The organism is Trueperaceae bacterium (assembly GCA_023954415.1).
Lineage (GTDB): Bacteria > Deinococcota > Deinococci > Deinococcales > Trueperaceae > JAAYYF01.
Map to the genome: position 1 here is coordinate 118,013 of JAMLIB010000008.1, position 13,082 is coordinate 131,094.

11 protein-coding genes are annotated in these 13,082 nt (G+C 72.1%); 5 read left to right on the plus strand and 6 right to left on the minus strand.

Going from position 1 to position 13,082, the window contains the following annotated elements; translation table 11 throughout:
• Window positions 1-2: 2 nt before the first annotated feature.
• Window positions 3-383, minus strand: a complete 381-nt coding sequence (locus tag M9914_11120; GenBank protein MCO5174728.1) for a hypothetical protein — start codon at window positions 381-383, stop codon at window positions 3-5.
• 204 nt (window positions 384-587) lie between these two features.
• On the opposite strand from M9914_11120, the gene M9914_11125 reads away from it, so the two are divergent.
• The 3 genes from M9914_11125 to ald all read left to right on the plus strand — a co-directional run bounded on the left by M9914_11125 (window position 588) and on the right by ald (window position 4,600).
• Window positions 588-2,228 carry a hypothetical protein gene (locus M9914_11125; protein MCO5174729.1) on the plus strand — a complete coding sequence of 547 codons (1,641 nt, stop codon included), beginning with the start codon at window positions 588-590 and terminating at the stop codon, window positions 2,226-2,228.
• Window positions 2,229-2,259: 31 nt separating this feature from the next.
• Complete coding sequence (locus M9914_11130; protein MCO5174730.1) at window positions 2,260-3,309, plus strand: hypothetical protein; 1,050 nt, start codon at window positions 2,260-2,262, stop codon at window positions 3,307-3,309.
• 166 nt (window positions 3,310-3,475) lie between these two features.
• Window positions 3,476-4,600 carry an alanine dehydrogenase gene (gene ald, locus M9914_11135; GenBank protein ID MCO5174731.1) on the plus strand — a complete coding sequence of 375 codons (1,125 nt, stop codon included), beginning with the start codon at window positions 3,476-3,478 and terminating at the stop codon, window positions 4,598-4,600.
• 9 nt (window positions 4,601-4,609) lie between these two features.
• On the opposite strand, the gene ruvA is transcribed toward ald, so the two are convergent.
• Together ruvA and M9914_11145 are read right to left on the minus strand one after the other, a co-directional pair.
• Window positions 4,610-5,215: a Holliday junction branch migration protein RuvA gene (gene ruvA, locus M9914_11140; protein ID MCO5174732.1), complete on the minus strand. Its 606-nt coding sequence runs from the start codon at window positions 5,213-5,215 to the stop codon at window positions 4,610-4,612.
• Window positions 5,212-5,991, minus strand: coding sequence for an alpha-hydroxy-acid oxidizing protein (locus M9914_11145; GenBank protein MCO5174733.1), 780 nt, complete (start codon window positions 5,989-5,991; stop codon window positions 5,212-5,214). Before M9914_11145 ends, ruvA begins: the two co-directional genes overlap by 4 nt.
• A 157-nt stretch (window positions 5,992-6,148) precedes the next feature.
• Here M9914_11145 and M9914_11150 point away from each other — a divergent pair, with 157 nt between their 5' ends.
• Both M9914_11150 and M9914_11155 read left to right on the plus strand, forming a co-directional pair.
• Window positions 6,149-6,901 (plus strand): ATP-binding cassette domain-containing protein, encoded by a 753-nt coding sequence (locus tag M9914_11150; GenBank protein ID MCO5174734.1) that lies wholly within the window; start codon window positions 6,149-6,151, stop codon window positions 6,899-6,901.
• Entirely contained in the window at window positions 6,898-8,124 is a 1,227-nt protein-coding gene (locus M9914_11155; GenBank protein ID MCO5174735.1) for an ABC transporter permease, read from the plus strand. The genes M9914_11150 and M9914_11155 overlap by 4 nt, the downstream gene beginning before the upstream one ends.
• A 104-nt stretch (window positions 8,125-8,228) precedes the next feature.
• Here M9914_11155 and malQ read toward each other — a convergent pair whose 3' ends face one another.
• The 3 genes from malQ to M9914_11170 are packed head-to-tail and all read right to left on the minus strand — an operon-like array spanning window position 8,229 to window position 12,997.
• Window positions 8,229-9,788: a 4-alpha-glucanotransferase gene (gene malQ / locus M9914_11160; protein ID MCO5174736.1), complete on the minus strand. Its 1,560-nt coding sequence runs from the start codon at window positions 9,786-9,788 to the stop codon at window positions 8,229-8,231.
• Entirely contained in the window at window positions 9,776-10,717 is a 942-nt protein-coding gene (locus M9914_11165) for an ABC transporter permease (protein ID MCO5174737.1), read from the minus strand. The genes malQ and M9914_11165 overlap by 13 nt, the downstream gene beginning before the upstream one ends.
• A 3-nt stretch (window positions 10,718-10,720) precedes the next feature.
• Window positions 10,721-12,997, minus strand: a complete 2,277-nt coding sequence (locus tag M9914_11170) for an ABC transporter permease (GenBank protein ID MCO5174738.1) — start codon at window positions 12,995-12,997, stop codon at window positions 10,721-10,723.
• Window positions 12,998-13,082 lie beyond the last annotated feature (85 nt).

Genomic DNA, 13,082 nt, shown 5'->3' on the forward strand with positions numbered 1-13,082 from the left:
GCTTAGAGGCTCCTTCCTATCGGTAGGTCGAGCCAGATCTCGCGCTCCTCCAGGAGGATCTCGCGTAAGGACAAGGGTCGGGACCGCCCTTCGACGGCCAGTTGCACGTCGGCGCCGCCTGGCGTGACCGTGCCTTTGTAGGCGGTCGCGCCCGCGAGCTGCGCCGCCTTGGAGCGTACGTCGTCGTCGGGTGGGAAGATGAGCACTCGTACCTCGGTGCCTGAGGGCGGGAACTCGCCGAACACGAGGTGTCCGTCGACGACCTTGGCCGAAGCGTAAACGGTCAGGAGGTCGACGGAGACGATGCGGACCTCCGTCCCCTCGGGCATGGCAGGAAGCTGGAAGACCGCCTGGCCGAGCATCAGCAAGAACGCGATGCTCATCCTCGTACCAGGCCACTGCAGCGCCCATGCTCAGCGCACGTCATGCAAGGATGCTATCAGTGGCGCGTGAACCGCCCGCCGGAGCCGGCTTCAGGGAACCTTAACCGCATCTACGCCGCGCGAGTGAACGAAGTAACCTCTTCGAGGCGGCCGGCCGCTGCATGATGAGGTCGGGCTAGACATCGACTAGCGGGAAGGGAACGCATGTCAGGCAACCGGGGAGCCGCACTCGTGAGTATGCGGTCGCGCCCCTTGGCGCTACTCGTCGTCGTCCTGGTGTTGGCCGCGGGCGCGGCGCACGCACAGGGGTTCGACGAGAACCGTTACTACCAGCAATGCCTTCGCTTCGAGGCCGGTGGCGACCTCGAGACGGGCCGGCAGGCCTGTCTCAACGCCCTCCAGATCCGCCCGGACTTCGCCGCTGCCGAGCTGGCCCTCGCCCGCATCGAGCTGGGCCTCGGCGAGGTGGCGAGCGCCGAGAACCGCCTGCGCCGCGTGCGCAACCGGATCGACACGGCCGAGCCCATAGTGCTCCTGGCCGAGGCCGCCCTCGCCAACCACCGGCCGGGCGACGCGGAAGCGTTACTGCAAGAGGCGAAGGGCCGCCTGGCGACGCAGGGGAACGTCGAGCTGCAGGGGCGGGTCGCGTTCCTGCAAGGCCGCATCATGCAGAGCCAGGGCCGGTTCGGCGAGGCGCTCGACGCCTACGCCGACGCGATCCTCGGCAACCCCCTCGACGTCGGCTACCGGCTGGCCGACGCCAGGCTCAGGCTGCGCCTCGGCGAGCCGGCCTCGGCGGAGCAGCAGCTGCAGAGCTACATCAACCTCACGGGCGACGACCGGAACCCCGACGTGCGCTCGCTGATGGGCCGCGCGCAGTGGGCGAACGGGGAGCTCGACGCCGCCAACGGCAACATCGCCACGGCGCACCAGCTCCGCGGGGTACGCAACGTCTCGGCCCAGGCCGACGATCTGCGCGCCCTGGCCCTGATCGCCTACGCCCAGGGTGACGTCGACGCGGGCGGGCTCGCCATGCGCGAGTCGTTGAAGCGCGAGAACCTGACGTCCTTCCTGCGCGGCAACTCGCTCATCTGGCTCCTCCTGCTCGTGCTCCTCGTCGGCGCGCACCTCATCGGCGAGAGCCGCATCGCGTCGTCCTCCACCCTCGAGGTGGTCGACGGCCCGCGGAACTGGAGCGTCGGCCAGGTCTACTCGACCCTGTTCGCCGCGCTGCTGCTCGCGCTCCTCGTGACGGTCGTCTACGGCCTCGTGCGGTACGACAACTCGTTGGCCATCGTCACGCCGCCGCTGCGGAGCGAGACGCACGCGCTCTTCGTGACGGTGTTCGCCGTGCTGCTGGCGCTGCTGGCCTGGCGCCGGGTGCAGAGCAACGGCTTCGACGCCATGGAGACGCTCCTCGGCGGCTCGCGCTTCACCTCTTACGGGATCGGGTGGGGTGCGCTGTTCCTCGCCGCCACCCTCGCCTACCTGCACTACTTCGACGGGGGGCTCGGCCGGTTCTACCTGGACTTCGTGCGCGTCTCGCCCTTCGTAGTGGCCGCGGCCTTCCTCGTGCCCCTCGCCGAGATCTACTTCCGGCCGTTCGTGATGACGCCGCTCACGCGCAGGTACGACGGGGCCATCGCGGCCGTCGCCTCGGCCTCCCTGTCGGCCATCGCCTTCGGCACGCCCACCCTGCTGCTCGTCGTAATGGGGCTGCTCCTGGCCGACGCCTACCGGCGCCGGAGGAGCGGCTGGGAAGTGCTGGTGGCGCAGCTCACCATGCACCTGGGGCTGCTGGCCGCTGCGCTCCTCAGCCCCTGGGTCAGAGCGCTCTTCTACTAGGCGAGTGCACGGCCTCCGCCGCGGCTAGCCCATGCCCGTCCACCCCGTCGACAAACCGCTCGGCTCGAGCTCCCACGACGTCGTCGCCCGCGCCCGCCGCCTGCTCGGCACGCGGCGGGTCGGCCACGCCGGCACGCTCGACCCGCTGGCAACCGGCGTGCTCGTGCTCCTCTCCGAGGAGGCCACAAAGCTGTCGCCGTTCCTCACCGCGAGCGACAAGGAGTACCTGGCGTGGGTGGCCTTCGGGCTCGGCACGCCCACGCTCGACGCCGAGCCGCCCGAGGACGAGGGCGCGTTGACCCGCGCGGCGCCCGACGCGCTGGCGGCGCTGACGCGAGCGGGCGTCGCGACCGCCGCACGCACCTTCCTCGGCCTCACCGAGCAGCGCCCGCCCGCCTTCTCCGCCATCAAGCAAGGCGGCACGCGGAGCTACGCCGCCGCGCGCCGCGGCGAGGCGACCGAGCCGCCGGCCCGGCCGGTCGCTTACCGCAGCGTGGAGGTCCTGGCCTTCGCGCCGCGGCGCGGGGACCTACCTCACGGCTTCGCACCGCGGCGCTGGGACCCGCCTGCCGGCTCCGCGCCCGGACCAGCCGACCCTACCCAGGGCGCCAAGGGTGCCGGCCGCTCCGCCTGGCGACCGTCCGACGCGCCCGGCGGCCGCGGCTTCGACCTGCCGCCCGAGCTCGCCGAGCTGCCGTGCGCGCTAGTGTCCGTCACCGTCGCGGCCGGCACCTACGTGCGCTCGTTCGCGCGCGACCTCGGCGCACGCCTCGGCGTGCCCGCCCACCTCGCCGGCCTCGTCAGGGTGAGGGCCGGCAAGGTCGACCTGGCGGACTGCTCGCCGCTCGACGCGGTCTCTTCGGCAACGCCCCTCGACCCGGTCGCGCTCCTGCCCTACCCGTGCGCGCATCTCGACGACCGCGCGGCGACCGCCGTCCGGCAGGGCAAGCAGGTCGAGTTGGGCCTGACGGGCACCACCGCGCTCGTCGACGGGGAGGGGAACCTCGCCGCCATCGTCGAGCCCGGCCCGGACGGGCGCGTGCGCTATGCGCGCGTGTGGCAGCGCGGCATGACGCCCTGACGCCGCCGAGACGGCACGCGTGGTCCGCGCCTCACGCCCGTTCCCGTGTCACGACCTGCGCTACTTGCCACTCCGGAGGGGGCGTCCGGCTGGGTAGACTCGTGAGGTTGTCTCTCAAGAACCACGCGGGGGCCGCTTCAGCGTCGCCCCCACAGGGAGCTGGAAGATGAACATCGGGATCCCCAAAGAGATCAAGCCGCAGGAGTACCGGGTGGCCGCCACGCCCGGCGCCGTCCACGCCCTCACCAGCGCCGGCCACCGCGTCGTCGTCGAGACGGGCGCGGGGCTGGGCTCCAGCTTCCCGGACGAGGAGTACCTGGCCGCCGGTGCCGAACTGGGCAGCGTGTCGGACGCCTGGGGCCAGCAGCTCGTCCTGAAGGTCAAGGAGCCCATCGAGCGCGAGTACGGCTACTTGCGCCCCGACCTGCTGCTCTTCACCTACTTGCACCTCGCGGCCGACCGGCCCCTCACGGACGCCCTCGTGACCAGCCGGACCACCGCGGTGGCGTACGAGACCGTCCAGCTCCCCAACGGCACCCTGCCCCTCCTCACCCCCATGAGCGAGGTGGCGGGCAGGATGGCGCCCCAGGTCGGTGCGCACTTCCTCGAGCGTGCGCACGGCGGCAAGGGCGTGCTTCTCGCCGGTGTCCCCGGCGTGCAGACGGGCGTCGTCACCATCATCGGCGCGGGCGTGGTGGGCACGAACGCCGCCAAGATCTCGCTCGGGCTCGGAGCGCGGGTCAACCTCCTCGACGTCAGCCACGCTCGCCTGCAGTACCTGGACGACGTCTTCGGCGGCCGCGTCCAGACGATGGCGAGCAACCTCGGCAACCTGCGCGAGCTCCTGCCCGTGACCGACCTGCTCATCGGCGCCGTGCTCATCCCCGGCGCCCGCGCACCGCGGCTCGTCACGCGCGACATGCTCGCCCTGATGAAGCCCGGCAGCGTGATCGTCGACGTGGCCGTCGACCAGGGCGGCTGCATCGAGACGATCCACGCCACCACGCACGAGAGCCCGACGTACGTCGTCGACGGCGTCGTGCACTACGGGGTCGCCAACATGCCGGGCGCCGTGCCGAACACGAGCACCCGCGCCCTCTCGAACCAGACGCTGCCGTACGCCCTGCGCCTCGCCGCCAAGGGCTTGACCGCCCTGCAGGAGGACCCGGCGTTCCTCAAGGGCCTCAACACCCACGCCGGCGCCATCACGTACGGGGCCGTCGGCCAGACGTTCGGCCTCGAGGTCGTCGACCCCGCGACCGCGCTGCGCTCGGGCGGCGTGCCGGCCTGAGGTAGCGCCTCAGCGCAGTTGAGCCAGCGCCTTGCGGATGAGCGCCTCGGCGGCGTCGGCAGGCGCCTTGGCCACCAGCTCCGCGACGGCGGCCCTCACCTGGCCCTCGCGGTACCCGAGGGCGAGCAGGGCGGCCACCGCGTCCTCCGCCGCAGGGCTCGCGCCGGCCTTGCCGCCCGGCACCGCCCCGCCGCCGGTCGCGAGCGCCACCAGCTCGTCCGGGAGCCGCCCCTTGAGCTCCAGGACGATGCGCTCGGCCGTGCGCTTGCCCACCCCCGGCGCGCTCGTCAGCAGGCCCGGGTCGCCGTTCAGGACGGCGGTCACGATCAAGTTGGCGTTCAGGCTCGAGAGGATGCCGAGCGCGAGCTTGGGGCCGATGCCGCCCACCTCGAGCAGGCGCTTGAACAAGGCGAGCTGCTCGGCCTGATGGAAGCCGTAGAGGCTGGGCTGTTCCTCCCTGACGACCAGGTGGGTGCGCAGGCGCGCTTCGCGCCCTACGACGCACTTGGCCAGGGTGGAGCTGGGGGCCATGACCTCGAGGCCGATGCCCCCGACGGAAACGACGACGCTGGCCTCGCCGACCGCGGCCACGATGCCCTCGACGAAGGCGATCACGGCTCCTCGAAGGCGGGCGCGAAGAGGAGGTCGTAACCGATGTCGCCCAGGTTGGCGCAGGCCGTGAGCCGCATCGCGTACGCGAGCTCGGCCGCGATGTCGATGGGGTCGCGGTCGCCCTCGACCACGACGACCTCGGCCCCGACGGCGAGGTAACGCATGACGTCGATCCCGTCGCGAACGGGGCCGCCAGCCGCGATGGTGAGCATGCCGCCGGCGGCGTCGACCACCTCGGGGAGCAGCTCGATCACGGGCGGGGCCGCCAAGTGAGCGCCGAGCGCGCCGCTCACGACCACGGCGTCGACGCCGGCCTCCGCGGCCACCTCGGCGTCGGCCGCGGAGGCCACGCCGAAGAGCCACAAGGGGCAGCCGGCGGCGGCCCGGAGCTCCGCGAGGTCCTCGCGGCCGCGCGGGCGCCACTCCTCGACGCCGAACGGAGCGGTGTCGGCGAGGGGCGCCAGGTCGAGGCCGATGGCGGCCACCCCGAGACCGGCCAGGCGCTTCACCTGGCTCACGAGCTCCGACATCGCGCGGGGCGGCAGGACGGCCACCGTGTGTACGGCCGGGTGCCGTTCCGCCGCGCCGAGCACGGCCTCGGCCGGCAACGCGGTCAGCTGGCCGCTAGCCACGGCGTCGCCACGGCGTCGTCTCGGCACGATGGGAGCCGCGAGCGTGAGCCCGAGGACGGCGGCCGTTGTGTCGGTGTTGGCGACGTCGTGCAGCGCCCGCGGCAGGAGCTGGTACGCGTCCAACGCGGCTAACTCGCGCTGTGTCACACCTGGATGATAGCAAGCGCCGGCGGGCGCCGGTCGACCGCCTCTGCCGCCGCCGGGCGCCCGGCGGCGGCCCCCGCGGCGCACGGGCGCCCGGCCGCGACGCGGGCCATCCGGCCGCCGTCCGGCCCTCACGGAACCGTCTGCTAACATCGCGGATGTGAACGAACTCGTCTCCGCCACCGGCCTCAGCAAGGCCTTCGGCTCCGTCAAGGCAGTCGACGACCTGAGCTTCGCCGTGAAGGCATCGGAAGTGTTCGGCGTGCTCGGGCCCAACGGGGCCGGCAAGACCACCACGCTGCGGATCCTCGCCACCCTGCTCCAGCCCGACGCGGGCACGGCCACGGTCGCCGGTCACGACATCGTCAAGGACGCCGAGCTGGTGCGCGCGGCCATCGGCGTGGTCAACGGCGGCATGGGCCTCTACGACCGCCTCACGGGCCGCGAGATCCTCCACTACTTCGGCGGCCTCTACGGCATGCGCAGCGCGGCCATCGAGGCGCGGATCGCGGAGCTGGACCAGCTCCTCCAGCTCGGCGACACCCTGTCGCGCCGGGCCGGCGGCTTCTCGACCGGCATGAAGCAGAAGGTGGTCATCGCGCGCGCCGTTCTGCACGACCCGCAGGTCATCTTCTTCGACGAGGCGACCAGCGGCCTCGACGTCGTGGCGCGTCGCGCCGTCATCGACTTCGTCAAGGCGTACCCGAGCGCCGGGCGCGCCGTCGTCTACTCGACGCACGTGATGAGCGAGGTCGAGGAGCTCTGCGACCGCGCGTGCATCATCTACCGGGGCCGCAAGATCGCCGAGGGGACCGTCGCCGAGCTCGCCGCGCAGGGCGACGGCAAGGGCTTGGAGGAGGCGTTCTTCCGCCTGGTCAACCGCTACGACACGTCGCGGGGGGTGGCCGCGTGAGACCGGCCGTCATCCTGCGCCTCGCCCGCAAGGAGATCGTCTCCACCCTGCGCGACACGCGGGCCATCGTCTCCAACCTCGTCATCCCGCTCGTGCTCGTGCCCGTGATGATGATCGGCATGCCGCTCCTGCTCGGCAGCCTGTTCGAGCGCGAACAGGTCACGGTGACGAGCGTCGGCGTGGTCGGCGAGGCGAACGTCCCGGCGGAGCTGCGCGCCGCCTTCACGGCCGCCAACCTCGCGCTCGAGCCCGTGGCGGACGCCGATGAGGCCGTGCGGGGCGGCACGGTGGACGTGGCCGTCGTCATCCCGACCGGCTTCGAGGACGCGCTCGCGGACGGCGGCAGCGCCATCGTGCAGGTGCATAGCAAGGTCGGGAACATGAAGAGCGAGCTGAACGCGTCGAAGGTGCAGCAGGCCTTCGCCGACTACCAGGCCGGGGTCGTCGCCGCGCGCCTGAGCGCCGCCGGGCTAGACGCGAGCGTCCTGCAGCCCGTTACGGTGCAGACCGTCGACGCCAGCAGCCAGGCCGAGCGCAGCAGCGGGCAGCTCTCGTGGCTCATCCCGTTCTTCATCGCCATCTGGACCCTAACGGGCGGCCAGATGACGGCGATCGACGCGACGGCGGGTGAGAAGGAGCGCGGCACCCTCGAAGTGCTGCTCGTGGCGCCCGTGCGCCGCGCCGAGGTCGTGGCGGGCAAGTTCATCGCGACCATGACCTTCGGGCTCAGCGCCGCGCTGATGGCCATCCTCGGCATCATCATCGGCGGCACGGTCATGGCGAAGCTCATCGTGCCCCGCCTGGGCGAGGGCGCGAGCGGGATGGTGAACATCATGGGCGGCAGCATCACCCTCACGCCCGCCACGGTGCTCACCCTCGTCGTGAGCGCGCTGCTCCTCTCCGCCTTCGTCTCGGCGCTGCTCCTAGGGATCGCCATGTTCGCGCGCTCGTTCAAGGAAGCGCAGAGCTACGTGGCGCCGCTCTCGTTCCTGTTCGTCATCCCCGCCGTCGCCCTGCAGTTCAAGGACCTGATCGGCCTCTCCGACTCCGTGTACTACGTGCCCGTCCTCAACGTCCTCGTCCTGATGGACAACGTCGTGCGCGGCGTGGGCGGTGGCCGGGAGGTCCTCATCACGTGGGCGGTGATGCTGGCGGCCGTCGTGCTCCTGCTGCGCTTCGCCCTGCGCAACTTCAAGCGCGAGTCCGTCATCTTCAGGAGCTGAGCGGACCGGCGGTCACGGGGCCGCGCGAGCCGGCGGCGCTCCGTGGCCGCGGCGGACCGCCGGCGCCGCGGCACCCTCACGCGGCACCCTCGCGCGGCGCGCGCTCAGGCGTCGCTCGTGGTGGACTGGCGGTACGGGGTGTCGACCGGCCCGCGGCCCGGCAGGCGGCCGAACAGCACCGCCAGCTCGCGGAGCTGCGGCGCCACCCAGTAGGGCACGTCCTGCCACTCGAAGCGCCAGCTCCAGTTGCCGGTAGCGACGCCCGGGGTGTTCATGCGGGCCTCGCCACCGAGCCCCAGCGCGTCCTGCAGGGTGACTACGGCCGTCCTCGCGACGGACGCCATGGCGAGGCGCAGGAGCGCCCACGGCACTTCCGCGTCGTCGCACGCCAGGTAGCGCCGCACGAGGTCGCGCTCGGCGTCCGGCGCGCTCGCGAACCAGCCGGCCGTCGTGTCGTTGTCGTGCGTGCCGGTGTAGACGACGCAGTCAGCGTCGTAGTTGTGGGGCAGGTACGGGTCGTCCGCGTCGCCGGCGAAGGCGAACTGGAGGACCTTCATGCCGGGCAGACCGTTGGCTGTGCGCAGCGCGTCGACGTCGGGCGTGATGACGCCCAGGTCCTCCGCCACGAGCGGGAGCTCGCCGAGGGCCGCTCGGAGCGCGTCGAAGAGCGCCTGGCCCGGCCCGGCGACCCAGCGGCCCTTCACGGCCGTCGGCTCCGATGCCGGGATCTCCCAGTAGGCCGCGAAACCCCGGAAGTGGTCGATGCGCACCATGTCGACCAGGCCGAGGGTGGCGCGCACGCGCTCCACCCACCACGCGTAGCCGTCTCGCGCCATGACGTCCCAGCGGTACAGGGGGTTGCCCCAGCGCTGGCCGGTGGCCGAGAAGTAGTCGGGGGGCACGCCGGCCACCACGGTGGGCCTGCCGGTAGCGTCAAGGTGGAACTGGTCCGGGCGCGCCCACGTGTCGGCCGAGTCGTGGGCGACGAAGATCGGGATGTCGCCGAGGATGACGATGTCGCGCGCGCCGGCGTAGGCATGGAGCGCGTCCCACTGCTCGCGGAACCAGTACTGCCAGACGGTGTGCCTGGCTACGGCGGCCGCCAGGTCGGTCCTCGCGCGCGCCAACGCCGCCGGATCGCGGTCGCGCACAGGTGCTTCCCACTCGTTCCACGCCTTGCCGCCGTTCGCCTCCTTGAGGGCCATGAAGAGGGCGTAGTCGGCCAGCCAGGCGGAGTTCGCGCGCGTGAACGCGTCCAGCGCGGCGCGCTCGGCCGCGCCGGCGGACGCGAGGAAGCTCTCGGCCGCCTTGGCGAGGAGCGTGAGCTTGCGCGGGATGACGCTCCCGAAGTCGGCGCGCTCCGGCGGCAACGCCCGCAGGTCGGCCAGGTCGGCCGCGCTCAGGTGACCGGCGCGCTCGAGCGCCTCCAGGTCGATGAGGTAGTGGTTGCCCGCGAAGGCGCTGAAGCACTGGTACGGGCTGTCGCCGTAGCCCGTCGGGCCGAGGGGCATGACCTGCCACAGGCGCTGGCCGGCGGACTCGAGGAAGTCGAGCCACGCGAAGGCCTCGCGCCCCAGCTCGCCGATGCCGTGCGGACCGGGCAAGGACGTCGGGTGCAACAGGACGCCCGCGCGGCGCGGCGCCGACGCGCTCACTTGTTCCACGCCTTGCCGATGGCCTTGGGAGCCACCGAGCGCCCGACGAAACCCGCAAGGACGAGCATGGTCAGGACGTAAGGGAGGCTCTGCACGACCGTGGGAGGCAGCAGCTTGCCGCCGCCGAGGAGGACCTCGGTGGCCTGGAACGCGCCGAACAGGAGCGTGGCGCCGAGCACCCCGAGCGGGTGCCACTTCCCGAAGATCAGGGCCGCGAGGGCGATGAAGCCGCGCCCGCCGGACATCTCGCTGATGAACTGGTTGAGGTTGCCGATAGAGAGGTAGGCCCCGCCCAGGCCGGCGAGCACCCCGGAGAGCATGACCCCCGTGTAGCGCATGCGCGTGACGCTGATGCCCAGCGAGTCGGCCGCCTCGGGGTGCTCGCCGACGGAGCGCAGCCGCAGGCCGAAGGGGGTGCGGAACACCACGAACCAGACGACGGGCACGAGCAGGAAGGCGACGTAGACGAGGACGTTGAAGCTCAGGCCCGGGATGCCGAACAGCGAGAGCTCCGGCAGGCGCGAGCGGATGGGGTCGCTGATCGACGTGTTGTGGTAGAGCCCGGCGAGGACGACGGCGGGGATGCCGAGGCCCATGAGGTTGATGGCGGTGCCGGAGATGATCTGGTCGGCCTTGTAGCGGATGGACACGAGCGCGTGGACGCCGGCCACGAGCGCGCCGAGGACCATGGCGGCGAGGAGGCCGAGCCACGGGGCGAACCAGACCCTGGCCGTCGGGTCGGCGCGCAGGTAGGGCGCCTCGACGAGCTGGGTGGTGACGGCGGCCGCCATGGCGCCGAAGAGGATGATGCCTTCGAGCGCGATGTTGACGACGCCGGAGCGCTCGGAGAAGAGCCCGCCGAGGGCGGCGAACAGGAGCGGCGTCGTGGCGCGCAGCATCGAGGAGGCGAGGGCGAGCAGGATGACGGTGTTCTCCACGGTTCAGCCCTCGCCTTCATGGTCGCGGTGGCGCGCGGTCGATGTCCGGGGCTCCGTCCCGGTCGCAACTGGCGCTCCCGCTGCGACTCCGTTGGCCGCAGCGGTCCCCGCACCCGCCGCGGCCTCGGCCGCCTCCTGCCTAGCCCCCCACTTGAGCGGGTTAGTGAGGCGCTCGGGCAGGAAACCCTTGGCCGCGATGAACAGCACGACGAGGGCGAGGATCATGCTCACGACGTCGCGCGTGAGGTCGGGGAACGTGATGTTGAGCACCGAGCCGCCGTACTTCAGGATCCCGAACAGGAACGCCGAGGCGACGATGAACGCGGGTTGGTTGGCCCCGAGGAGCGCGACCGCGATGCCGTCGAAGCCGTCGCTCGTCGGGATGGACTGGCGCAGGGCGTAGTCCTCGAGGGCGCCGCCAAGCACGTAGTGCGTGGCCGTGAGGCCGGCCAGCGCGCCGCTGATCGCCATGGCCATGATCGTGTTGCGGCCGATGCGCGCGCCGCCGTACTCGGCGGCGCGAGGCGAGAGCCCGACGGCGCGCAGCTCGTACCCCCAGCGTGTCTTGAAGAGGAACACATGCACGAACACGGCCATGAGGAGGGCGATGAGGAAGGAGAGGTTGAGCTTCGTCGGCGGGATGGCGGTGTTCACGCCCGCTATGCCGACGAGCGCGCCCAGGCCGTACAGGGCGCCGCCCACCAGGAGCGCTCCCACGAGGCGGGCGGTCCACCCCTTTAGCCGCCTGCCGAGGCGCCCGACGCGGAAGGCGGCCACCACGGCGCCGAGCAGCGCGAGGACGGCGGCGTAGTCGATGCGCACGACGTTGACCCCACCGCGCGAGACGCCGAGCACGGCCGGGAGCTGCGGTAGCCGCGCGCCCGCGTTGAGCGGCCGCGACTTCGGCTCGTTGCCGGGCACCTTGAACGGCATGTTCACCGTGATCGGCTGGTCGCCCGCGCGCGGCAGGCCCGCCACGACGCAGCCGGCCAGCAGGACCACTGCCCCTACTGCGAACGCGGCGCGCGGCGCGCGCTTGCTCGCGCGCCTCACGGCGGGGACGAGGAGGGCGGCGATCACGAGGACGAGGAAGACGCCGATGGCCACGAAGATGCGCACCGCAGCGGCGGCGAACACGTTGCCGGCGGAGAGGATGAAGAGCAGGACGGAGGCGGCGACGAAGTTGAGGAGGATCGTGTTGATGACCTCGTTGGCGCCGAACCGCGCCTTGAGCCACCCGGGGAGTGCGCCCCAGAGGCCGCCGCCGAGCGCGGCGGACAGGACGGCGACGGGCAGCACGACGAGGCGCGGTCCCGGCATGTAGATGCCGGCGAGCATGGCGAAGATGGCGCCCATGACCATCTGGCCCGGGGCGCCGATGTTGAAGAGGCCCGCCTGGAAGCCGAACGCCACCGCCAACCCGGTGAAGATGAGCGGGGTGGCGAACTTGAGCGACTCGGCGAAGCCGTTCACCGTGCCGAGCGAGTCGTGGAACATGGAGTAGTAGGCGTACCAGAGCGTGTCAAGGCGCCCGACGAGCGCGTCGAACGCCCCGCCCACTTGCGCGCCGGCTCCGACGGGGGTGGCCTGGAGGGCGAGGATAACGACGGCAGCCGCGAGCAGCGCCAGGAGGATGGCCGTGGCCGGCACGGCTGCGGCGCGCAGCAGCCGGTCCAGCACTTGGCTGAAGCCCTTGAAGATCCTGGCACCGAAGAAGAGCGCGAAGGCGCCCGTCACGACGGCGAGGAAGGCGCTGAAGCCCACGCCGGCGTTCGTGTACGGCAGGCGCCGGATGACGAGGCCGGCGGCGTCGGCTTCTGCCAGCCCGGCCGTGAGGTCACGTTCGCCCGAGGCGGCGAGCAGCGCCTCGAGCTTGTCGACGTCGTATGCGGACCGCGGCCTTTCGATGGCGCCGCGCACCTCGCTCAAGAAGGCATCGAACCTGGCCGCATCGACGGAGGCGGTGAGGCGCTGCATGCCCCAGGCCGTGCCGACGACGAGGACGAGGCCGCCGGCCAGCCAGGCGAGGCGCCGCGCCTTGACGGGCAGCGCACCTCCGGCGACCACGGCCGCCAGGCCCATGAGCGTGAGCACGAAGACCGCGCCCTGCTGCGGGAGTTCGACGGGCTGGGTGCGACCTGTGAAGTCCACGTACCGCTCGGGGAGGAGGACGACGGCGCTGCGTGCGCCCGTCTCGCGGTTGATGGCGGCCCAGGGCGCGAAGACGACCGCCAGCGCCGTCACCAACGCCAGCACGATCAGTGCCACACGTTCGTTCACGCTGGTCATCATACGTAGTGCGGGACAGGCACGGGCCGCGTCGCCACGAGCCCGGGTGCGGGGTCGGGCAGCCGGCCGTCTCGGG